Origin of the sequence: Pandoraea cepalis (assembly GCF_902459665.1) — a bacterium.
GTDB classification, from domain to species: domain Bacteria; phylum Pseudomonadota; class Gammaproteobacteria; order Burkholderiales; family Burkholderiaceae; genus Pandoraea; species Pandoraea cepalis.
In genome coordinates, this window is sequence record NZ_CABPSL010000028.1 from 18,762 (window position 1) to 40,263 (window position 21,502).

Below are 21,502 nucleotides of genomic sequence, written 5' to 3' on the forward strand. Positions count from 1 at the left end.
GTGTTACAACCTGAAACACTTTGTTACCCCTCCCCCCATACGTTTCCACCAAAATGCTTCTCAACGCTGATGTGCTTATCCCCCGGTAACACCGCAGCGCGACTGTATCGGCGGAACGCGTCCCCCGGCGCGATCTGCAGGGTGGTTCGATGCAGTGCTCTGAATCTGGTCTCCTCGCGCTAACCCCGTAGCGTGTGGTTTTGGCGGGCCTACGTGTCCCGCCATTTTTTTTGCCTGCGCACACCTACATCTTTCCTACGCCTTTCGTCGTCATCCCAACGATTATTTCGCTCTCCGATTTACTTTTCGGAAATCGATTTATCCCTGCGTAAATGGGTAAGCGACATGCCGACCGGTGGTCGGCATGGTCGTCGCGGCGATTCAACAGCTTATCGGGTGGCCCTGAGCCACGGTTTGAGCCAGCCGAGTCCGGCGCGCGTTGCACCCTGCGGGCGATATTCGCACCCGACCCATCCCGCGTAGCCGAGTTCGTCAAGCAGACGGAAGAGAAACGGATAGTTGACTTCCCCGGTGTCGGGTTCGTGACGCGCAGGCACGCCTGCCACCTGCACGTGGCCGATATTGTCGATGTGCTGGCGTAGCTTGACCGCCAGGTCACCCTCGACGATCTGGCAGTGATATACGTCGAACTGCACCTTGAGATGGCTCGCGCCGACCGCTTGGCGAATGGCCTGAGCCTGATCCTGTCGTGTCAGGAAATAGCGCGGAAAGTCGCGCGGATTGATCGGTTCGATGAGAATCGTGACGCCATGCGCGGCAGCCTGTCCGGCCGCGTAGGCGAGATTGTCGAGATAAACGTCGCGGCAGCGCTCAAGCGACGCGGCGGGGTCGGGGCATCCGGCCATCACGTGCAGTTGGCGGCAGCCCAGCGTATCGGCGTAGTCGAGCGCGCGTTCGAGGCCGTCCCGAAACTGCGCTTCGCGCCCTGGCAGCGCTGCCAGCCCGCGCTCGCCGTTGGCCCAGTCACCGGCGGGGGTGTTGAACAGCACTTGCGTGAGCCCCGCGTCGTCCAGACGCGCCCGCACCTCTTGTGCGGGATGATCGTAAGGGAACAGGCATTCCACGCCCCGGAAGCCGTCGCTTGCGGCCTCGCGGAAACGCTCCAGAAACGGCACTTCCTGATAGAGCAGGGTCAGGTTCGCGGCAAATCGCGGCATGAGCATCTCCGTCGCCCGGCGCGGGCCGGGCAGGGTGGACCGATGCCTGTCACGATATCACTGCCCGTCGATCTGAGGCGCGGCCACGCTGCGCAACTGGAAGCGCCCGTCATCGTTGAAGAGCCAGGTTTCGACGGCGCGTACGCGGCCGCTGCTGTCGACCAGCGCACGGCTCGGCATCGGCAGCGGGCTGGCCCGTCGCAGGCTCGCCACCGCGATGCGCTCCGCTTCCTGGTCGCCATTGCTGCGATACAGCGCCACGCTCGTGATATTCCCGTTGCGGTCTACCCAGTACTCGAGCGACACCACCGAGCGCAGCATCGGCTGGGGATTGCCCGGCGTGATCTGGCGGGCGTTGACCGCCGTCACGCGTTGCGCCGCGGCGATCTTGTACTGATCGAGCGCCGTGTATGGGACCCGGGCGGGCGTCAGGTTGAGGATGAGCGGCTGTTTGGGCTCGAAATCCGGATTGGCGCAGCCCGACACCGCCAGAACACAGGCGATGACGGTGAAGCCTCCGGCGGCATGCAGTGCCCGCCGGCATTGAGAAGGTTGCGCATACATACATCGTCTCCCGCAACATTCGCGACACTTGTCTTCTTGTTCATCTGCCGGGCGGGAGCGGTCTCGCAGATCGCGAACTCGTCCGCGCGAAGCGTCTCTCGACACAACGCGAAGCCCTCATTGCCTATCTTAGATGGCCCACGGGCGCCGCGCAGCGCGGTTAACACGTAGGTGTCGATGCGGACCCGGATGTCGGCAAGTGGCGGTATCCGGCGATACCATGCATACTCGCCAGCGCCTGTTTCAGGCGCGCACGACGCCGTCGCGTCTGACGCCTTTTGAACGTATTGGAGGGATCATGATTACCGTGTATCACAACCCGCGCTGCTCGAAGTCGCGCGAAGCGCTGGCTCTGGTGGAGGGGTCGCCGGCGGTGGGCGGGGGCGATCTGCAGATCATCGAGTATCTGAAGACCCCGCCGACGCTCGCCGATCTCAAGCGTTTGCACAACCTACTCGGCGTGCCGGTGCGCGAGATGATCCGAAGCAACGAAACCGAGTACACCGAGCTGGGCTTGGCCGACACGGCGATGACCGAGGACGCGTTGCTCGCCGCCGTGGCGGCGCATCCCAAATTGTTGCAGCGGCCCATCGTGGTCAACGGCGACAAGGCCGTGATTGCGCGTCCGCCCGAGTTGGCGAGCCAGGTGCTGTAATCGGCCGACGGCGGAAGCGGTCCCCGCGCCATGCGCGTCGAGCCCCTCGCGCATGGCACCGCGAGGTCCTGGCTCAGCCGTGCGCCGCGCTGTCCTTGCCGGGGCCGGTGTCTGGCGATTCGGCGTGCGCCACCGCCTCGGCCGCCGCTTGTGCTGCGGGCGACCTGAACACCGGCGCGTCGGCATTCGCCGTGAGTCCGGCGCCGCGCCAACCGGGGAGTTCGGTCAACGTCTTCTGCTGCTCGCGCAGCTCGGCGAGCATGTTGCAAAAGAGCGCACCTTGTTCGAGCGCGTCGTCGAGTGCCACGTGCGTGTGCGGCAGCGGGTCGAGCCAGACGGACGGCAGCCGCGGCTTGATGCACTTGCGGTAGGGCATGCCGGTCATGGCGAACGCGAGCGTCTTGATGTCGAGCGCCGACCATGAAAACGGACAACGACCGACGAAGCGCATCATGTACCAGAACATGAACGTGAAATCGAACCCTGCCGGATAGGCGACGAACACCGGCTTGCCCGGCAGCTTCTCCACCCACTTCACATACGCCTTGAGCGCCTTGGTCGGGTCTTCCTGATCGACGCGGCAGGCCGTCCACGCGTCTGGCTCGGTCTTCCACCATTTCATCGTCAGCGGATGCCCTTTCGCGTCGGGCAGGCACTCGAGATTGGCACTGAACGTGCCGATCAGCTCCTTGTCGGCCGTGTAGGCCGCCGACGCGAAACTGAGCATCGAATGCGGGCCGGGGATCGGGCCGTCGGCCTCGACGTCGGTGCTGACGAAAATCTCCTCGTCTGCGGGGATGATGCGCGAGGGGGTACGCGACACGGCCTCGCTCATGCGGCGCTCCCGGCGAGCACGGTATCCGCCACGTACGGATTGGTCTGACGTTCCTGACCGAAGGTGGAGACAGGGCCGTGTCCGGGAATGAAGGTCACGTCGTTGCCGAGCGGCCAGAGTTTGTTGCGGATCGACGCGATCAGGTCGGCGTGGTTGCCGCGCGGAAAATCGGTGCGGCCAATGGAGCCGGCGAAGAGCACGTCGCCCACGCTGGCCAGACGCTCGTCCGCCGAGAAGAACACGACATGACCCGGCGTATGCCCCGGGCAATGCAGCACGTCGAGGGTGACCTCGCCGAACGTGACCGTGTCGCCGTCACCCAGCCAGCGGTCGGGCGTGAACGGCTGGGGGTCGGGAAAGCCGAAGCGCGCGCTTTGTGTCTGAAGCTGGTCGATCCAGAACGCGTCGTCGGGATGCGGGCCTTCGATGGGGACGTCGTATTTTTCGGCAAGTGCGCCCGCGCCGCCGCAATGGTCAAGGTGGCCGTGCGTCAGGAAGATTTTCTCGAGCGTCACGCCCTGGCGTTCGATCTCGCCGACGATCCGGTCGATGTCGCCACCGGGGTCGACCACGGCGGCGCGCTTCGTCGCATCGCAGACGAGCAGGGTGCAGTTTTGCTGGAAAGGCGTGACAGGAATCAGAGTGACGTTCATGGGATATCGAGGACGCAGTTTTCGCCTATTGTAATTCGGGCGCGAGGGGACCCGCCGGGCGCGTCGCAATCGACGACACGCCCGAGCGCTGCTCGCCAAGCGGGTCGGAGCGCTTGAGCGAGCCGTGTCCGATGAGACTGACCAAGCCTGTGCGATGCTGATTCAGCGAGTCTCGGCACGTAAGTGAACGCTCGCTGATAGGTTGCATTTTGCGTCGTGTTAAACTTGCGCGCTATGCGAACACGCGAGATCCTCACACGGTTCGCGGTCGGCTGCGCCCTCGCCCTGACGTTGACAGCCTGCACAACGCCGCTCGAACCCCTCAGCCCCACGGCTGCCGCCGCTTCGGCGACAGGCGCGCGCGCCCGTGCGCGCGAAGCCAACGCGCCCGTCGGGTCGAACTTCGATCTGCAGTGGCCCGGCAAGTCGTATCGTACCGAAGGTCTCAGTCCGGGCGATCCCGAAGCGCCGGATCGCGACGGCGAAGCGCATCTGCGCGCCGACGCCGGCACGTTTTACCAGACTGGCATGGCATCCTGGTATGGCAAGAAGTTTCATGGACGTCGCACGGCCACCGGCGAGACGTTCGACATGAACGAGCCGACCGCCGCGCATCCGACCTTGCCGCTGGGCAGCTTTGCGCTCGTGCGCAACATCGCCAACAACAAGACTGTCGTCGTCAAAATCAACGATCGCGGCCCCTACGCGCACAATCGCATCATCGACCTTTCCTACGGGGCGGCCAAGCAGCTCGGCTTTATTCGCGCCGGCCACGCCAAGGTCGAAATACGCCGCCTCTCCCGCACCGAAGTCGCTGCCCTCGGCCTGGACGACAGCAAGAACGCGCCCTGACGCCACGCGGCGTACGCGCGTCGTCGCGGCGCCTCCTTTCCCGACGGCCAATTCTGAAATCGCGTTGATGGCTTCCCAAGCCGCGGGATGCTCGCCGCACATTTGTTGTGCAAAATCCATCTATTGTGTATAAAAAATCGCGCATTATTCCGATTTTTGCTGCATCTGATAGGGCGAATGCCACGCACGAATGTGCGCACATCGGAAATTTGACGACCAAATCGACTAATTTTTTTCCGATTGCCGCATCAATCTGCCAGCGATTCGGCGCAACCCGATATTCCACGGGCCTTTCAGGCGGTTGCGTTGGCAACCGTTGTTCGCTCAGGGGGATGTGGGTAGACTGTGCCCCACGCGCCGGTGCACGTTTTGTGTGCATCCGAATGAGACCCGGCGAGACACGGGCTCAGCGCACCTATCAAAGAGCATTCCTGGAGGAGTTTTGATGTCGACGATGGGCAAATTCGCCAAGCGCACCCTGCTGTGCGCCGTGGCCGCAACGTTGTTGGGCACGACCGGCGCGGCCTTCGCGCAGGGGACAAAATCGGTGGCCGTGTTGGCGATCGTGGAGCACCCGGCGCTGGACGCCATCCGCGATGGCGCACGCGACGAACTCAAGGCGGAAGGGTATGAGGTCGGCAAGAACCTCAAGTGGGAATACCAGAGCGCACAGGGTAACGTCGGTACGGCCGCGCAGATCGCCCGCAAGTTCGTGGGCGACCAGCCGGACGTGATCATCGGCATTGCCACGCCCACGGCGCAGGCCGTGGCGGCCGCGACCAAGTCCGTGCCGCTGGTCTACTCGGCCGTGACCGATCCGGTCGCGGCACAACTGGTCAAGAATTGGGCGCCGTCGGGCACCAATGTGACCGGTGTGTCCGACAAGCTGCCGCTGGACAAGCAGGTCGCGCTGATCAAGCGAGTCGTGCCGAACGCCAAGCGTGTCGGCATGGTGTACAACCCGGGTGAAGCGAACTCGGTCGTGGTCGTCAACGAGTTGAAGAAGTTGCTGCCCGCTGCCGGACTGACGCTGGTCGAAGCGGCCGCGCCCCGCACCGTCGACATCAGTTCGGCGGCCAACAGCCTGGTCGGCAAGGTCGACGTGATCTACACGAACACGGACAACAACGTCGTGTCGGCGTATGAATCGCTGGTGAAGGTGGCCAACGACCGCAAGATCCCGTTGGTCGCGTCGGATACCGATAGCGTAAAGCGCGGCGCCATTGCGGCACTGGGCGTGAACTACTACGACCTGGGCCGTCAGACCGGGAAGGTGGTCGGGCGCATCTTGAAGGGAGAGAAGCCGGGGGCGATTGCCTCGCAGACCAGCTCGAAACTGGAACTGTTCGTCAACACGGCGGCGGCGGCCAAGCAAGGCGTGACGCTGTCGGACGATCTGGTGAAGGAAGCCAAGACGGTCATCAAGCAGTAAAGCGTGCGTGAGCGCGGTAAGGCGGGGTGCACCTCCCCGGCTCACCGCAGCGCGACAGGGCGGCGCCCGGACACCCTCTGTCCCCGCCGCTCTTTTCCTATCGAATGGGTGGGACGGCTCCCCCCGACAGCGGTCGCACAACGACCGGCGATGCCCCGAACTGGCCGACGTCGGCCGTGTGAGCGCTGATGCCGAGACCCGGCATGGGCCGTCTTGCGCAGTGGAATTACGACAATGTCTCTTTTTTCTATGATGGGCGCCCTGGAGATCGGTCTGATCTTCAGTCTCGTGGCGCTCGGGGTGCTGATTTCCTTCCGCATCCTCAATTTCCCTGATTTGACCGTCGACGGCAGCTTCGCCCTGGGCGGCGCGGTCGCGGCTACGCTGATCGCCGGCGGCACCAATCCGTTCGCCGCGACCGTGGCGGCGATGGCGGCGGGCGCGCTGGCGGGCTTCATCACCGGCTGGCTCAATGTGCGCCTGAAGATCATGGATCTGCTCGCCAGTATCCTGATGATGATCGCGCTCTATTCCGTGAACCTGCGGGTGATGGGGGCACCGAACGTGCCGCTGATTACCTCGCCGACCGTCTTCACGATGCTCCTGCCGGACAACGTGTCCTGGTTGCCGGACTATGTGACGCGTCCGTTGTTGCTGCTGGGCGTGGTCATCGTGGTGAAGCTTGGGCTGGATTACTTCTTCCTTTCGCAACAGGGCTTGGCGATGCGCTCGACAGGCGCGAATTCGCGCATGGCGCGGGCGCAAGGCGTGAATACCGGTCACGAGATTCTGGCGGGCATGGCGCTCTCGAATGCGCTGGTGGCGCTTGCGGGCGCGTTGTTCGCGCAATCGCAGGGCGGCGCGGACATTTCGATGGGGATCGGTACCATCGTGATTGGCTTGGCGGCGGTCATCATTGGCGAGACGATTCTGCCGGCCCGACGCCTCATTCTCACAACGTTGGCGGTGGTCGTCGGTGCGGTGCTTTACCGCTTCTTCATCGCGCTCGCGCTCAACAGCGATTTCATCGGTCTGAAGGCGCAGGATCTGAATTTGGTGACGGCATTGCTCGTGGCGGTGGCGTTGGTGTTGCCGGCAACGCGCCGCAAGCTGTTCCCCCGCAAGAACGGAGGTGCCTGATCATGTTGAGCGCAAAAGACCTCAAGATCACTTTCAATCCGGGCACGCCCATCGAAAACCGTGCGCTGCGCGGCATGTCGCTGGACATCCCGACGGGCCAGTTCGTCACCGTGATCGGTTCGAACGGAGCGGGCAAGTCTACGTTCCTGAATGCCATCAGCGGCGACTTGCGGGTCGATTCGGGCACGATTTCCATCGACGGTAACGACGTCACGAAGAAGACGGCGTGGCAGCGGGCGAGTCAGGTGGCGCGCGTGTTCCAGGATCCGATGGCCGGCACCTGCGAGGCGCTGACCATCGAGGAAAACATGGCGTTGGCGGTCAAGCGGGGCGAACGCCGGAGTTTCGGGTTCGCGCTGAATCGGGAGCTGCGTGAGCGGTTCCGCGAGAAGCTGAGCCTGCTCAACCTTGGGCTGGAAAACCGGCTCTCGGACCGTATCGGGCTGCTCTCCGGCGGTCAGCGTCAGGCGGTGAGCCTGTTGATGGCGTCGTTGCAGCCGTCGCGGATCTTGCTGCTCGACGAGCATACGGCCGCGCTGGACCCCAAGACGGCGGCGTTTGTGCTGGAACTGACGGCGCGCATCGTGCAAGAGAGCAAGCTGACGGCGATGATGGTCACGCACAGCATGCGTCAGGCACTGGACTACGGCGACCGCACCGTGATGCTGCATCAGGGCAAGGTCGTGCTGGACGTGTCGGGCGAGGAACGCAAGGGCCTGGACGTTCCCGATTTGCTGCAGATGTTCGAGCGCACCCGCGGCGAACAACTCGACGATGACGCGCTGCTGCTGAGCTGACGCGCTGGCCTGCCAGAAAACAAACCCGCTTCGGCGGGTTTGTTTCATTATCGGCGGCGTCACTGAACGCGTTTTCGGGCCGTGCGATAAGTCGCAAGGTCCTCTCGTTTGCCGACGGCGACCACCAACACGGTGACGGCTTTGTCGTCGACTCGGTAGACGAGCCGGTATCCCACCGATGCGAGTTTGATCTTGTAGCAGTCCGGCATCGACCTCAGCCGACTGCCGGGAACTTGGGGTCTTTGCAGCCGTTGCTGCAACTTCGCTTTGAACTGGCGCTGGATCGTGGGATCGAGCGCCTGCCACTCCTTGAGGGCAGAGGGTAGGAACTGCAGGTCATAGGTCGTCAAGCTGGGTACTCACCGGCGTTTCGCCGGCGCGTGAACGGATAAGGTCGGCGAGTTCAGCGTCATCGAGCCGCTCGCAGATCGCTTCCCAATCCGCTGCGGGGACGAGATAGGCGACCGGCGTGTTCCGGTTCAGGATGGCGACGGGGCCATCGGCTCGATGGATGGCGGCACTGGGGTTCGATTTCAATTCGCTGATTCCGATCGATGCGCGGGCAAGGATGTTTTTCATGTGACATCTCATCAGGCCCGGGGGGAGGCGGCCGATTCGCTGACGCGTACCAGCCGAGACCCTGAGATCGAGCCAATCATAGAGGGAATATCGAGGGGAGAGTTTGGGGAGTCGCTGAGAATTTTTCCAGAAACGTCCGAATCTTTAGGCCTCAAAAAACGTATCCCACGCGGGGCGATCAAGCATTTTTGAGCGCCAGCGCTCGCTCGTAAAGCGCGTTCTTGGGTGCGCCGGTGATCGCGGCGGCGAGCTTCGCGGCGCTTTTCGTCGGCAGTTCGGCCACCAGCAACGCGAGCACGCGCTGCGCTTCGGCGTCGACACCATCTTCGCTAGCGCTCGCTGCCGCGCCCGATACCGCCAGCACGAATTCGCCGCGCTGACGGTTCGCGTCCGCCTTCAGCCAGGCCACGCCTTCGCTCAGCGCACATTCGTGAATCTCCTCGAAGCGCTTGGTCAACTCGCGTCCGATCAATAGTCGCCGCGTGCCGCCCAATCCATCGACGAGTGCCGCGACTGTCTCTACGATCCGATGCGGCGCTTCGTAGAAGACCTGCGCCGAGGTCGCCCCTGCAAGCGCAGCAATCGCCTGGGCCCGTTGCTGCGCCTTCGATGGCAGGAAACCCACGAACGTGAACGTCTCCACCCAGGCGCCGGCCGCCGAGAGCAGCGTAATCACCGCGCTCGCGCCTGGTATAGGCACCACGCCGAGCCCCGTCGCACGCACCGCATCGACCAGTCGTGCGCCCGGATCCGAGATGCCCGGGGTGCCTGCGTCTGAAATGTAGGCGATGCGCTCGCCACCCCGCAGACGCTCGACCAACCGCGTCGCCACTTCGTTTTCGTTGTGCTGGTGGGCCGCAATCAACGGCTTGTCGATGCCATACCGCTGGAGCAACTGCGCGCTGTTGCGCGTATCTTCACAGGCGATAGCGTCAACCATCCCGAGGATGTACAGCGCTCGCACCGTGATGTCGGCGGTATTGCCCAACGGCGTGGCGACGACGTACAGCGTGCCCACCGGGTAATGCTGGCCCTCGGCCAGGGACATCAGGCGCTCATCCATGGCGTCGCACTCCCGCAAACGGCGTCGTTGCCGTGCGGGGCACACAGGCGTTGGTAACACCGGCAGCGCCGGCAACGGTAAACATCGGAACAACCATGTCGAATCAGTTAGGAGAATCGTTCGAGGACCACGCTCAGACGTTGCTGGAGCGACGCGGCTGGCGGCTCGTCGCGCGCAATTATCGGTGTCGCGGCGGCGAAATCGACCTCATTATGCGGGATTGCGCGGGTGTACTGGTATTCGTCGAGGTGCGCGCCCGCGCGCGCAGCGACTTCGGCGGGGCCGCCGAGAGCATTACGCGCGCCAAACGCCGCCGCCTGGCCTTGGCCGCGCGTCACTATCTGCTGCGGCGTCCCGCGGGGCGTTGTCGTTTCGACGTGGTGACGTTCGACGGACGTCCGCCGGTGGTGCGCTGGCTGCCCGACGCTTTCCGAGCCGACGATCTCTGACGAAACCCGTGTCCGCCGGCCTGTTACACTTGCGAACGCGCCGTTTTCAAGATTTTCAAGACTGATACGGCCTTTGAACGCCGGCCGATGCAGGCGAGTGCCCTCGGGCACCCATGCAAGGCCGGCCGCTTTTGCGACACCCTGGCAAACGACCATGTCGATCGAACGAATTCAGCAACACTTCACGGATAGCGTCGAGACCAAGCTGGCGGCGCGCGACGCACTGCCCGAATATATCGCCGCCGCCGCGGACGTCATGTTCGAAGCGCTGTCCAACGGCAACAAGATTCTCGCTTGCGGTAACGGCGGCTCGGCCGCCGACTGCCAGCACTTCGCGGCCGAACTCGTCGGCCGCTTCGAGCGCGAGCGCCCCGAATTGCCGGCCATCGCGCTGACCACGGACTCGTCGATCCTGACGGCCATCGGCAACGACTACAACTTCGACGCCATCTTCTCGAAGCAGGTGCGTGCGCTCGGGCACGAGGGCGATGTCCTGCTCGCCATCACCACGTCGGGTAATTCCGGCAACGTGCTCGCCGCCATTGAAGCGGCGCACGAACGCGGCATGCACGTAATCGCGCTGACCGGCAAGGGCGGGGGCAAGGTCAATGCGGCGCTGGGTGAGCTGGACGTGCACATCTGCGTGCCGGCCGATCGTACCGCACGCATTCAGGAAGTTCACCTGCTCACGATCCACTGCCTGTGCGACCTGGTCGACGCGATGCTGTTTGGCGAAGCGTGAACCTATTGCCGTCATTCGGCGTCAAGAGCATGACAGGTACTGCGCCGCGGGGGCGGGCGGTGCCGGCTGGGCGCGGCGGGGGCCGTCCCGTTCGATCATCCAACAAGGAGAATGCCCGATGAATTTCCAACGCGTGGTCAAGCCGCTCGCCGCGGCGGCGTTGATTGCTGCAACCCTGGCCGGTTGTGCCCCCATCATTCTCGGCGGTGCCGCGACCGGCGCACTCGTCGCTACCGACCGCCGTTCCGTCGGCGCGCAGACGGAAGACCGTGAAATTCAGATCAAGGCCGAAGCCAATACCGCGAATAACTTGCCAGACGCCGCCCACGTCAACGTAACGGTCTTCAACCGTCGCGTGCTGCTCACCGGCGAAGTTCCGAACGACGCCAGCAAGCAGCGTGCCGTCGAAATCGTCAAGCAGATCAGCAACGTGCGCGGTATTGTCGACGAACTTGCCATCGGACCGGCCAGCTCCTTTGGTTCGCGCTCGAACGACGCGTGGATCACCAGCAAGGTCAAGGCCAACCTGATCAACACGAAGGAAATCTCGGCCAACGTCTTCAAGGTGGTCACCGAGCGTGGCGACGTGTATCTGCTGGGCCTCGTCTCGGAAGAGGAAGGCCGCATTGCCGCCAACGTGACCAGCCGTATCGACGGGGTGCAGAAGGTCATCAAGCTGTACGAATACATCAAGCCGGAAGAGGCGCAGCGCCTGTCGACCGAGGCCTCGAAGAACCCGGCCCCGGTGACTGACGATTCGAGCGCCGCGGCGGTCACGACCACGCCGATCGACACCGAAACGGTCACGGCCAAGCCGCTGTCCTCGCCCGCGCCGATCAGCGACGCACCGATCAAGCCCGGTCCGTCGAACAAGACCGGTAACTGACGCGCGCTACCCGAGCGCCTCGGACACTGCGCGTGCGCACCCGTGCCGTTACCGGCTCAGCCGCCGACTGCCGCGATCGTCTGCCTCGTCCATCTGCGCGATGGGTGACGCCGACCATCGCGGCGGCGCTCGTTCTGACGATCGGAACCGGGGTTGTCGCCACCGCGACAGCATGGGCGGCACCGGTATCCGGCGTGCGCGCCGCCTCCCCGGTCTACGTCGAGCCGGCGGCGCCGCAGGCGCCCCAGCCCGATTGGCAAGCCCGCGACTGGGCGATGGCGTGCATGACATGCCATAACGCGTCGGCGCCAGTGAGCACGGGCAAGGCAACGCTGCCCGCGCTGGACGGGCGCCCGGCGACGGAACTCATGTCGACGTTGCAAGCCATGCGCGATGGGCAGCGTACCGCCACGCTGATGCCCCAACTGCTCAAAGGCTATCGCGACGACGAGTTGCGCCGCATCGCCGCGTACTTCGCCTCGCAGCCGGCGGGCAAGGGCGCGTCAGCGTCGCCGCGCACGCCTCAAACGTCTCAAACGCCTCGATAGGGCCGACACGATGCGCCGCCGCAACTTTCTTCTTGGCATGGGCTCGACGGTCGCACTGGCCGGTGTCACCCCCGCATTGGCGGCGCCCCTCTGGCCGACACCGCTCAAGACGCGTGCCCGTGTCGTTGTGATCGGCGGCGGATTCGGTGGCGCGACGGCGGCCAAGGCGTTGCGCATGCTCTCGGGCAACACGATCGACGTCACCTTGGTCGAACCGAATCCCGCCTTTGTCTCGGCCCCGTTGTCGAACCTCGTAGTGGGCGGCCACTTGCGGGTAAGCGACCTGACAGTGCCCTACGACAGGCTCGTCGAACGGCACGGCGTGGTCTGGCGACGCACACGCGCCCAGGCCATCGACGCCGCCAACCAACAGGTGCGGCTCGCCGATGGCGGTCGCCTTTCCTACGACAAGCTCATCGTCGCTCCAGGGGTGTCGCTGCGCAGGGAGGCCATTGCCGGACTCACCGATCCCGCGGTGCGCGGCGCCCTGCCGGTGGGATGGACCGACGCCCGCGAAAGCGCCGCGTTGCACGCGCGTTTGCGGGCGATGCCTGACGGTGGGGTCGTCGCCATCACGATCCCCGAGGCGCCGTTTCGCTGTCCGCCCGCGCCGTATGAGCGCGCGTGTCAGGTCGCCGCCTGGCTCAAACGTCACAAGCCGCGTGCCAAAGTGCTCGTCTTTGACACCAACGATCAGGTGCTCGCGGAAGCCGAGCAGTTTCAGGCGATTTGGGGCACCCAATATGCCGGAATCGTTGAGTATCACCCGCAGTTCAATTGCACGGAAGTCGCGGCCGATGGTGCGAAGTGGCTGGCGCGCTTCGAGCTGGGTGAGGAAATCAAGGCCGACGTGCTCAATGTCATCCCGCCGATGCGGGCGGGCGATATTGCGGTGGACAGTGGGCTGGCGACGGCCAACGGCCGTTGGTGCGACGTCGACTTTCTGACGTTTGCGTCGACCGCGCAACCCGACATCCATGTGCTGGGGGACGCCATTCAGATCGCCCCGCAGATGCCCAAGTCCGGCCATATGGCCAACCAGCACGGCAAGGTTTGCGCCGCAGCCATCGTGGCGGCCCTGTCAGGGCGCGCGGTCAACCCGGAGCCGCTTTACAGCAACACCTGTTACACGTTCGTCTCGGCGACCGAAGCGATGCATGTGGCCAGCGTTCACCGATACGACGCCGCGCAGCGCACCATGCTCCCGGTGCCGGGCACAGGCGGCGCATCGCCGCGCGCCACACCGGACGAATTCGCCCTGGGACTCGCATGGGCACAGGGCATCTGGGCCGACATGCTGGCGTGACGCGGGTTCCGGTGGCATTCGCCGTCGTTGAGGCGCGTTTGGAGGCGACGCTCTAAGCGGCGCGATGACCGTGCCACGGTAGTGCGTGATCGCGTTGTTGTGTGGGTGCCGCATCACGGCAAATTCCTTCGTTGACGGGGCCTCACGCCTCTCGGTTACACTGGCCGCACGAAAAAATAAGCATTCAAGGGGCATAGGGATGGCGCATCGCCAGGGAGGAGCCCGTCTTGCGCCACGCGTCGCGCGTGGGGATTCGGTCAAGTCGGCGCAAAGCCGCAGGGTCGTTCGAGTCGTCGCCGTATCGTTGTACTCCATTGGCCTGCTAAGCGTGCACAACGCCTTGGCCGACGGCAGCCCCGTGCGTGGCGACCCGCTGCAAAGCATTCCAAAAATCGAGGTGCCCAAGGCGCCCGCCGCCACCTTTCGCATTCAGCCGCCGACGCAGGAAGACGCGCTCAAGTCGCTGCTCGCACGCAAGATGACCCCACAGCGTTTCGGTATCGAAGGCGTCAAGTCGTTGCCGTTCGCCGACGTGGCCGGGGTCTTCGCGCCGCTGGCAGGCAAGGAAGTGACCATTGGCGATCTGGTCGAAAAGGCCAATCAGGTCACGAAGATGTATCAGGACGCGGGCTATCTGTTGTCCTTCGCCTTCGTCCCCGCGCAAGACTTCAAAGACGGCTTCGTGCGCGTGACGATCGTCGAAGGCTATATCTCGAGCACGAAAATCACGGGCAAGCCTGGGCCGTCGGAACAGCGGTTGCGCGACATCGCCGCGCACATCGAGGCGGAACGTCCGCTCAAGCGCGCCACGTTCGAGCGCTATCTGAACCTGCTCACGCTGGTGCCCGGCATGAAGATCAAGGCCGACGTGCAACCGCCCACGCAGACCGACGGCGCGACCGAACTCTCGCTCGACGTTACGCGTCAGCCGGTAGCGCTGGGCACGTCGCTCACCTATAACAACCCCGGTATTCGGGGTGTGTTCACGGTGACAAGCAACGCGCTCACCCCGCTCGGCGAACAGATTCAGCTCACGGCCATCGCCCCGAAGGGGCATAACGACGAAGAGTTCTATGCGGGGTCGTACATCCAGCCGCTCGGGTCGAACGGCTTGCAGGCGCGCGTGGACGCGTCGCACTATCGCGGACAGCCAGACGATCAGGCGCTGGCCGGTCTGACGCGACACCTCGACACCAAGCGTGTCGCCGTGACCGTGTCGTACCCGATCCTGCTCAACAATCAGCGCAACCTGACGGTCAGCGGCGGCATGTACGGCGTGAATTCGCGCGATCGCTACGAAGTACCGAATTCGCCGAACAACATCAATTCGCAGACGAACGTGCGGGCCGCGCAGGTCCAGCTCTCGTACAACGAGGTCACCGAGAAGCAGACCCGCAGCGCCACGCTCGGCGTGTTCAAGGGCTTTACCGGGATGGGGGCGAGCCAGTCGTACACGACGCAGCCGGCGGGCGTCGCGCAAATACTCGGCCCCTACGATCTCGGCTTCTGGCGCTTCACGCTCGACGGCAAACAGGGGCTCGTGCTGCCGTGGGAATTCGGTGTCGTCGTCGCGGCGGGCGCGCAGTACAGTGCCAACACGTTGCCGACGTCCGAGCAGGCGACGTTCGGCGGTCAGCGCTTCGGCCTCGGCTATCCGGCCGGCGAAATCGCCGGCGACAGGGGGTGGGGGGCGTCGATCGAACTCAATCGGATGTTCCGCACCGACTTCCGCTTCCTCAAGACGATTCAGCCGTACCTGATGCTCGATACGGCGCGCGTCTATCTGAGTTCGGGGCCGTTGTTCCACAACCAGCTCGCCTCCGTGGGCCTGGGCGTGCGGGTCTCCGACAGCAAGTACTACTCGCTCGACCTGTCGGTCGCCAAGCCGATGGCCGACGCGCCGACCAACTCGCCGAGCCGTCCGCTGCGGTTCAATGCGAACTGGTCATATCAATTCGAGTAAGACGGGATGGCGATTCGTCGCCATTCCGCCATCGCTCACGGACGACGTCCGCAAAATGTCGTGCTCTGGCACGCTGTCTTCCGCCACTTTCTTATCGGGTTTTTCCCTGATGCGCCAATCCGCCGGGTCGTCGCGCATGCGGCTGCACCTGACGGTAGGTTCGGCGTTGCATGTCGCGCAAACGCATATGAGGTGGAGCGCTATATCCCCGGATATACACGGCAGCACGTCTGACCGACGCCCAATGCGCGCCCTCCGCAACGAGGCATCGGTCGCCAACGTGTTGCAGTGCAGCTTGCGTCCGACGCGCATTGTTTTGATTATCCGTATATGCGTCATTAGGCATATACGAAATTCCTTGTGCCAGCATACGAACTCAAAGACTGACCGTCATGGAAGAACTCGATCGCGTATTCGAAAAGGTGTCGCACTACTTCAGCCTGCTCTCCGAGCCGACCCGGTTGCGGATTCTGCATGCGCTGTGCGGTGGCGAACGCTCGGTGAGCGAGGTGGTGACGCAGGTGGGATCGTCGCAGACGAATGTATCGCGGCATCTCGGGGCAATGTATCAGGCGGGCGTGTTGGCACGGCGTCGCGACGGGAATCAGGTGTATTACACGATCGCGGATACCGGGGTGGTCGAGATCTGCCGCGCGGTGTGCGTGCAGGTCGCCGGACGACTCGAGGAGGAGGCGCTGCCGGAGCGTGCCGTCGATGGCTTCATGCCACGCGCCAACTGAAGCACGCAGCAGACCGTGGCAATACCGTAGTACTGCAGCACGGCAATACCCGTAGGTCAGTGCGGCAACCAGACCGCACATATCGATTCGAACGCAAGCGGTAAGCCGTCCGTGTCCTCGCGACGCTGGCGGACGCCACAAAACGCGAGGAGACAGGGTGAGCAAGACCAGCGATAGCGCATCGCGAGCCGGCCGTTTGCGCCGGGCTCCGGAGAACTTCGTCGATAGCACGTTTGCCGACGACATTGCCCGCGACGGGTTGAATCCCACCCGGCGCAATTTCCTGCAGCGCAGCTTCCTGGCCGCCGGTGCCGCGCTCGCGGGCGGTGCGGCCTTTGCCGCCGACGCGCCCAAGACCGCCGGGGATCCGATGATTCTCGAACCGCGTCCGTGGGCCACGTCGCTCGGCCAGCCGGTCGCGGCACGTCCGTACGGCATGCCGTCGAAATTCGAAGCGAACCTGCAACGCCGTCAGTCGCCGGGACTGACGCAGACGGCGCAGGCGTCGGTGGCCTTCACGCCGTTGCAGGGTCTTTTCGGCATCATCACGCCCAGCGGGCTGCACTTCGAGCGCCATCACCAGGGCTGGCAGGAGATCGATCCAACGCAGCATCGCCTGATGGTGCATGGCCTCGTGCGCGAAGCGAAGGTGTACACGATGGACGACATCATGCGCCTGCCGTCCGTGTCGCGCATGCACTTCATCGAATGCGGCGCGAACACCGGCATGGAGTGGGGCAATGCCGCCGTGCCGACCGTCCAGTACACGCACGGCATGCTGTCGTGCTGCGAGTTCACGGGGGTGCCGCTGTCGGTTCTGCTCGACGAGGTGGGCGCCGATACCAAGCGCGGCCAATATGTGCTCGCCGAAGGCGGCGACGGCTCCGGTATGACCCGCACGATCTCGATGGAGGCGGCGCTCTCCGACGTGCTCGTCGCCTGGGGCATGAACGGCGAAATGCTGCGTCCCGAGAACGGCTATCCGCTGCGGCTGGTCGTGCCCGGCGTGCAGGGCGTGTCGTGGGTGAAATGGCTGCGTCGCATCAAGATTGGCGACGCGCCATGGAATACCAAGGATGAAACGAGCCATTACGTCGACCTGATGCCGGACGGCCAGCATCGCCAGTACACGTCGATCCAGGAGTGCAAGTCGGTCATCACGTCGCCCTCCGGTGGACAGGCGTTGCTCGATCGCGGCTATTTCAACGTGACGGGTCTTGCGTGGTCGGGGCGGGGCCGCATCAAACGGGTCGACGTGTCGACCGACGGCGGCAAGACCTGGCGCGCGGCGCGGCTCGAATCGCCTGTGCTGCCGAAGTGCCTCACGCGCTTCAATTTCGACTGGGAATGGGACGGCTCGCCGGCGCTCCTGCAAAGCCGGGCCATGGACGAGACGGGCTTCGTGCAACCGCGTTATCGGCAACTGCGGGAAGTGCGCGGCACGAAGTCGATCTATCACAACAACGCAATCCAGACGTGGCAAGTGGCGACGAACGGGGAGGTGACCAATGTCCACGTCGATTGAACGCAAGTTGCAGCGCCCCATGCGTCGGCGCGCGCAGTCGGTGGTGCTGGCCGTGCTCTGGGTGGCCGCATTGACGCTCGCGGGCCTGACCATCGCGGCCTGGTTCTCGGCCCCGGCGCAGGCGGCGCCGGTCCAGCCCGCCATCAAGGCGCCACCTGGGATCGGACGCGATGCCACGCCGGCGGAATTGAGCGCGTGGGACATCGATGTGCGCCCTGACTTCAAAGGGTTGCCCAAAGGACAGGGATCCGTTGCCGACGGCCAGAAGGTGTACGACGCGCGCTGCGCATCGTGTCACGGCACGTTTGGCGAGAGCAACGAGGTGTTCAATCCGCTGGTGGGGGGCACCACTGCCGACGACATCAAGACGGGGCACGTGGCCTCGCTGCGCGCGAACAATCAGCCGGTGCGCACCACCTTCATGAAGGTCGATACGATCTCGACGATATGGGATTACATCCGTCGCGCCATGCCGTGGAACGCGCCGCGTTCGTTGAAGCCCGACGAGGTATACGCGGTCACCGCCTATCTCCTGAATCTTGCGGAGATCGTGCCGTCGGACTTCGTGCTGTCGGACAAGACCATTGGCGACGTGCAGAAACTGATGCCCAATCGCAACGGGATGACGCGCGCGCATGGCATGTGGCGCGTGGGCGACAAACCGGATACTCATAACAAGGCGTGTATGCAGGATTGTCCTGAGGCTGGTATCGTGACGTCCGCACTCCCTGCGTACGCCCGCGACGCGCATGGGGATCTGGCCGCGCAAAACCGGATCATCGGTCCGGTGCGCGGTGTCGATACGAAGCTGCCGCCGCTGTCGGGCACTGCCGCGCAAAACGCGTCGGTGCGCAAGACGGCGGCCCTCGCCACGCTCGGCATGGCGAGTTCGGACGCGCCGGCCCATTCCGCCGCTGCGACGTCATCGGCAGCAACGCTTGCGGACAAGAACGGTTGTCTGGCGTGTCACGGCGTGACCGACAAAAAGATCGGACCCGCCTTCTCGGAGGTCGCCACCAAGTACCATGGGCAGCCGGATGCGGCTGAAAAACTGGTGGCGAAGATACGTGCCGGAGGCGCCGGCAATTGGGGCAGCATGCCAATGCCGCCGCAATCGCAGGTCGCCGAAACCGATATCCGTACGATGGTCGACTGGATTCTCCGTGGTGCACATTGAGCGGGCAGGAGGTTCGACGGACGCGCCGAGGGTTTCGGGCCGCCGCAGGACCCCCGTCCCCTACACAAATCGAAGGAGATACGATGAAAAAGATGCTGATCGCCGCGGCCATGCTGGCCGGCACCTCGCTGGCCCATGCCGGTGTCGATGTCGCAGCGGCGACCAAGCTCGCGGGTGCCAACGCCTGTATGGGTTGCCACGCCGTCGACAAGAAGCTGGTGGGCCCGGCTTATCAGGAAGTGGCTGCCAAGTACAAGGGTGACAAGGACGCGGTGGCCAAGCTGGTCAAGAAAGTGAAGGGCGGTGGTTCGGGGGTCTGGGGTCCGATCCCGATGCCGGCGCACCCGAACCTGTCGGATGCCGACGCCAAGATCCTCGTTGAGTGGGTTCTGGCCGGCGCCCCGGCGAAGTAACACCGGGGCAGGGGGCTCGCCGGCAGGCTGCCCGGCAGGATCGGGCGGCGGGTCAGGCGAGCGAACGGCGGCCGGTACGTGGCGGATCGATGGTCCACTTCGTATCGGCGGCCCTCAGAGAAGGAAACACACAGAGATGAACCAACAGCGACGCGACATGCTGCGGTTTTCCGCGGTAATGGGACTGGCGGTAGCCGCCGGGCTGATCAAGCCCGAAGAGGCGCGCGCGGCAGAGGCGCATTGGAACAAGGCGGCGTTCTCGACCCGGAGCGTGGCCGACACGGTCAAGGCCCTGGGTGGCACGGGCACCAGCCCGAGCGATTTGGTGGTGCTGACCGCGCCCGACATCGCCGAGAACGGTGCGGTTGTGCCGGTGGCGGTGGCGAGCAAGGCGCCGAATACGCAGATGATCGCGATTCTGATCGAGAAGAATCCGAATACGCTTGCGGCGTCGTTCGAGATTCCCGACGGTACCGAGCCGGCGGTGACCACGCGTGTGAAGATGGGCCAGACCTCGAAGGTCTATGCGCTCGTCAAGGCGGACAACAAGTACCTCGTGGCCGAGAAGGAAATCAAGGTCACGTTGGGCGGCTGCGGCGGTTAAGCGACGCATCGTAGAACAGAGGAGCCACAACATGGGTAATCCGATGCGCATTCGCGCAACCGAGGCCGGCGGTGTCGTCGAGGTCAAGGTGCTGATGAGTCACATCATGGAAACCGGCCAGCGCAAGGACGCTTCCGGTAATATCGTCCCGGCACACTTCATCCAGAACGTCACGGTGACTTGTAACGGGAAGACGGTGCTGTCGGCCGAATGGGGCCCGGCGGTGTCGAAAGATCCGTTCATGGCGTTCAAGTTCAAGGGCGCCAAGAAGGGCGACAAGGTCACGGTCATGTGGGTCGACAACAAGGGCGACTCGCGGACCGACGAGACGGCCATCGCCTGACGGGCGGACGTCGGCAGACGTGCGGCGGCGAGTCACAGGCGCTGCCACGCGAATCCGGCCGGGTGGGACGGCGTGAAGCGAAATCCGCGCCGTGCAGTGTGCAAGCACGAGCGCTCTCGGGAGATACCCCGTTGCGCGGACCAACCCCACGAAGAGGAGATCGAGATGAACGAGGCGCAACATAGCGCACGGGCGAGCCAACGAAAGAGCACGGCAGGAGACGCAGCGTGGCTGCGACGGACTGTGCTCGGCGGCGTGCTCGTCATCGCGGGCGTCAGTGCCCCCGCATTCGCTGCAGAAAGTTCGACGGCCGACGCCATCGCGCAATACCGTGAGATGCTCGCCGACGGCAATCCGGCAGAACTCGTCGAGATGCGTGGCGAGGAACTCTGGAAGACACCACGCGGCCCGAACAACGTATCGATGGCGCAGTGCGACCTGGGGCTTGGCGCGGGTGTCGTCAAGAACGCCTACGCGCAACTGCCGCGCTACTTCCCCGACACGAAACGCGTGCTCGATGCCGAGTCGCGCATCGTCGAGTGCATGGTGCATCTGCAGGGCTTCAAGCGCGCGGACGTCATCAAGCAACCGTTCTCCAAGGAAGGGCAGGATCCGACCGATCTCGAAGCGCTCACCGCCTATGTGGCGGGTCAGTCGCGCGGCGCCGTCATTCACGTGTCGCAGGCGCACAAGGAAGAGAAGGACGCCTACGCGCGCGGTCAGAAGATCTTCTACTACCGTTCCGGTCCGTACGATTTCTCATGCGCGTCGTGCCACGGGGCGGATGACAAGCGTATCCGTCTTCAGGATCTGCCGAACCTGACCAAGCCCGCGGCGGCGCGACAGGCGTTTGCGACGTGGCCGGGCTATCGTGTCTCGCAGGGTGCGCTGCGCACGATGCAGTGGCGGATGAACGATTGCTTCCGCCAGCAGCGCATGCCGGTGCTCAATTACGGCTCGCAGGCGTCCATTGACCTGATTACCTTCCTCGGCGTGATGGCCAATGGCGGCAAGATGGACGCCCCTGGCCTGAAGCGCTGACCGATTGCGAGGCACAC

Annotated in this window: 26 protein-coding genes; 18 read left to right on the top strand and 8 right to left on the bottom strand. The window is 64.3% G+C overall.

All coding sequences use genetic code 11. The features are described from left to right. Window positions 1-389: 389 nt before the first annotated feature. Both otnI and PCE31106_RS22625 read right to left on the bottom strand, forming a co-directional pair. A complete protein-coding gene (gene otnI, locus PCE31106_RS22620) occupies window positions 390-1,178 on the bottom strand; it encodes a 2-oxo-tetronate isomerase (protein ID WP_017233599.1) in 789 nt (262 codons plus the stop codon). A gap of 57 nt (window positions 1,179-1,235) precedes the next feature. Continuing rightward, window positions 1,236-1,742 carry an energy transducer TonB family protein gene (locus PCE31106_RS22625; protein ID WP_150564759.1) on the bottom strand — a complete coding sequence of 169 codons (507 nt, stop codon included), beginning with the start codon at window positions 1,740-1,742 and terminating at the stop codon, window positions 1,236-1,238. A 298-nt stretch (window positions 1,743-2,040) separates the two neighbouring features. On the opposite strand from PCE31106_RS22625, the gene arsC reads away from it, so the two are divergent. Further along, window positions 2,041-2,397 carry an arsenate reductase (glutaredoxin) gene (gene arsC, locus PCE31106_RS22630; RefSeq protein WP_150564780.1) on the top strand — a complete coding sequence of 119 codons (357 nt, stop codon included), beginning with the start codon at window positions 2,041-2,043 and terminating at the stop codon, window positions 2,395-2,397. Between the two features lie 73 nt (window positions 2,398-2,470). Here arsC and PCE31106_RS22635 read toward each other — a convergent pair whose 3' ends face one another. Next, entirely contained in the window at window positions 2,471-3,232 is a 762-nt protein-coding gene (locus tag PCE31106_RS22635) for a 3'-5' exonuclease family protein (RefSeq protein WP_150564760.1), read from the bottom strand. Continuing rightward, on the bottom strand, window positions 3,229-3,885 hold the full coding sequence (locus PCE31106_RS22640) for an MBL fold metallo-hydrolase (protein WP_150564761.1): 657 nt from the start codon (window positions 3,883-3,885) through the stop codon (window positions 3,229-3,231). The genes PCE31106_RS22635 and PCE31106_RS22640 overlap by 4 nt, the downstream gene beginning before the upstream one ends. Window positions 3,886-4,119: 234 nt before the next feature. On the opposite strand from PCE31106_RS22640, the gene PCE31106_RS22645 reads away from it, so the two are divergent. The 4 genes from PCE31106_RS22645 to PCE31106_RS22660 all read left to right on the top strand — a co-directional run bounded on the left by PCE31106_RS22645 (window position 4,120) and on the right by PCE31106_RS22660 (window position 8,106). Beyond that, window positions 4,120-4,737: a septal ring lytic transglycosylase RlpA family protein gene (locus PCE31106_RS22645; RefSeq protein ID WP_017233594.1), complete on the top strand. Its 618-nt coding sequence runs from the start codon at window positions 4,120-4,122 to the stop codon at window positions 4,735-4,737. A 445-nt stretch (window positions 4,738-5,182) separates the two neighbouring features. After that, window positions 5,183-6,169, top strand: a complete 987-nt coding sequence (locus PCE31106_RS22650; RefSeq protein ID WP_150564762.1) for an ABC transporter substrate-binding protein — start codon at window positions 5,183-5,185, stop codon at window positions 6,167-6,169. 234 nt (window positions 6,170-6,403) lie between these two features. Further along, window positions 6,404-7,309 (top strand): ABC transporter permease, encoded by a 906-nt coding sequence (locus PCE31106_RS22655; protein WP_150564763.1) that lies wholly within the window; start codon window positions 6,404-6,406, stop codon window positions 7,307-7,309. Between the two features lie 2 nt (window positions 7,310-7,311). Beyond that, window positions 7,312-8,106, top strand: coding sequence for an ABC transporter ATP-binding protein (locus PCE31106_RS22660; protein WP_017233591.1), 795 nt, complete (start codon window positions 7,312-7,314; stop codon window positions 8,104-8,106). 59 nt (window positions 8,107-8,165) lie between these two features. Here PCE31106_RS22660 and PCE31106_RS22665 read toward each other — a convergent pair whose 3' ends face one another. The 3 genes from PCE31106_RS22665 to rsmI all read right to left on the bottom strand — a co-directional run bounded on the left by PCE31106_RS22665 (window position 8,166) and on the right by rsmI (window position 9,748). Further along, window positions 8,166-8,456: a type II toxin-antitoxin system RelE family toxin gene (locus tag PCE31106_RS22665; protein ID WP_150564764.1), complete on the bottom strand. Its 291-nt coding sequence runs from the start codon at window positions 8,454-8,456 to the stop codon at window positions 8,166-8,168. After that, a complete protein-coding gene (locus PCE31106_RS22670; protein ID WP_017233589.1) occupies window positions 8,443-8,685 on the bottom strand; it encodes a type II toxin-antitoxin system Phd/YefM family antitoxin in 243 nt (80 codons plus the stop codon). Before PCE31106_RS22670 ends, PCE31106_RS22665 begins: the two co-directional genes overlap by 14 nt. Before the next feature lie 178 nt (window positions 8,686-8,863). After that, entirely contained in the window at window positions 8,864-9,748 is an 885-nt protein-coding gene (rsmI, locus tag PCE31106_RS22675; RefSeq protein WP_150564765.1) for a 16S rRNA (cytidine(1402)-2'-O)-methyltransferase, read from the bottom strand. A gap of 95 nt (window positions 9,749-9,843) precedes the next feature. Between rsmI and PCE31106_RS22680 the strand changes: the two genes are divergently transcribed. The 6 genes from PCE31106_RS22680 (at window position 9,844) to PCE31106_RS22705 (ending at window position 15,642) form a co-directional block, all read left to right on the top strand. Continuing rightward, window positions 9,844-10,197, top strand: coding sequence for a YraN family protein (locus PCE31106_RS22680; protein ID WP_017233587.1), 354 nt, complete (start codon window positions 9,844-9,846; stop codon window positions 10,195-10,197). Between the two features lie 154 nt (window positions 10,198-10,351). After that, complete coding sequence (locus PCE31106_RS22685; RefSeq protein ID WP_017233586.1) at window positions 10,352-10,939, top strand: phosphoheptose isomerase; 588 nt, start codon at window positions 10,352-10,354, stop codon at window positions 10,937-10,939. A 118-nt stretch (window positions 10,940-11,057) separates the two neighbouring features. After that, window positions 11,058-11,825: a BON domain-containing protein gene (locus PCE31106_RS22690; RefSeq protein WP_017233585.1), complete on the top strand. Its 768-nt coding sequence runs from the start codon at window positions 11,058-11,060 to the stop codon at window positions 11,823-11,825. Between the two features lie 32 nt (window positions 11,826-11,857). Continuing rightward, window positions 11,858-12,373 (top strand): c-type cytochrome, encoded by a 516-nt coding sequence (locus PCE31106_RS22695; RefSeq protein WP_150564766.1) that lies wholly within the window; start codon window positions 11,858-11,860, stop codon window positions 12,371-12,373. 10 nt (window positions 12,374-12,383) lie between these two features. After that, the gene (locus PCE31106_RS22700) at window positions 12,384-13,679 is read left to right on the top strand and encodes an NAD(P)/FAD-dependent oxidoreductase (protein ID WP_150564767.1); all 1,296 of its coding nucleotides are present in this window, start codon (window positions 12,384-12,386) and stop codon (window positions 13,677-13,679) included. A 328-nt stretch (window positions 13,680-14,007) separates the two neighbouring features. Next, a complete protein-coding gene (locus PCE31106_RS22705; protein ID WP_232424604.1) occupies window positions 14,008-15,642 on the top strand; it encodes a ShlB/FhaC/HecB family hemolysin secretion/activation protein in 1,635 nt (544 codons plus the stop codon). Here the strand turns inward: PCE31106_RS22705 and PCE31106_RS24120 are convergent. Beyond that, window positions 15,625-15,780 (bottom strand): hypothetical protein, encoded by a 156-nt coding sequence (locus tag PCE31106_RS24120; protein WP_174975395.1) that lies wholly within the window; start codon window positions 15,778-15,780, stop codon window positions 15,625-15,627. The genes PCE31106_RS22705 and PCE31106_RS24120 overlap by 18 nt on opposite strands. Window positions 15,781-16,034: 254 nt before the next feature. On the opposite strand from PCE31106_RS24120, the gene PCE31106_RS22710 reads away from it, so the two are divergent. From PCE31106_RS22710 to soxA, 7 genes are all read left to right on the top strand, one after another. Then, on the top strand, window positions 16,035-16,382 hold the full coding sequence (locus PCE31106_RS22710; RefSeq protein ID WP_017233580.1) for an ArsR/SmtB family transcription factor: 348 nt from the start codon (window positions 16,035-16,037) through the stop codon (window positions 16,380-16,382). 157 nt (window positions 16,383-16,539) lie between these two features. Further along, on the top strand, window positions 16,540-17,907 hold the full coding sequence (gene soxC / locus PCE31106_RS22715) for a sulfite dehydrogenase (RefSeq protein WP_150564769.1): 1,368 nt from the start codon (window positions 16,540-16,542) through the stop codon (window positions 17,905-17,907). Further along, window positions 17,891-19,084, top strand: a complete 1,194-nt coding sequence (locus PCE31106_RS22720) for a c-type cytochrome (RefSeq protein WP_150564770.1) — start codon at window positions 17,891-17,893, stop codon at window positions 19,082-19,084. Before soxC ends, PCE31106_RS22720 begins: the two co-directional genes overlap by 17 nt. A gap of 83 nt (window positions 19,085-19,167) precedes the next feature. After that, window positions 19,168-19,497 carry a c-type cytochrome gene (locus PCE31106_RS22725; RefSeq protein ID WP_017233577.1) on the top strand — a complete coding sequence of 110 codons (330 nt, stop codon included), beginning with the start codon at window positions 19,168-19,170 and terminating at the stop codon, window positions 19,495-19,497. Between the two features lie 136 nt (window positions 19,498-19,633). Continuing rightward, window positions 19,634-20,101, top strand: coding sequence for a thiosulfate oxidation carrier protein SoxY (gene soxY / locus PCE31106_RS22730; protein WP_017233576.1), 468 nt, complete (start codon window positions 19,634-19,636; stop codon window positions 20,099-20,101). 31 nt (window positions 20,102-20,132) lie between these two features. Beyond that, complete coding sequence (gene soxZ / locus PCE31106_RS22735) at window positions 20,133-20,444, top strand: thiosulfate oxidation carrier complex protein SoxZ (protein ID WP_017233575.1); 312 nt, start codon at window positions 20,133-20,135, stop codon at window positions 20,442-20,444. Window positions 20,445-20,609: 165 nt separating this feature from the next. Further along, on the top strand, window positions 20,610-21,485 hold the full coding sequence (gene soxA / locus PCE31106_RS22740; RefSeq protein ID WP_083902279.1) for a sulfur oxidation c-type cytochrome SoxA: 876 nt from the start codon (window positions 20,610-20,612) through the stop codon (window positions 21,483-21,485). Window positions 21,486-21,502 lie beyond the last annotated feature (17 nt).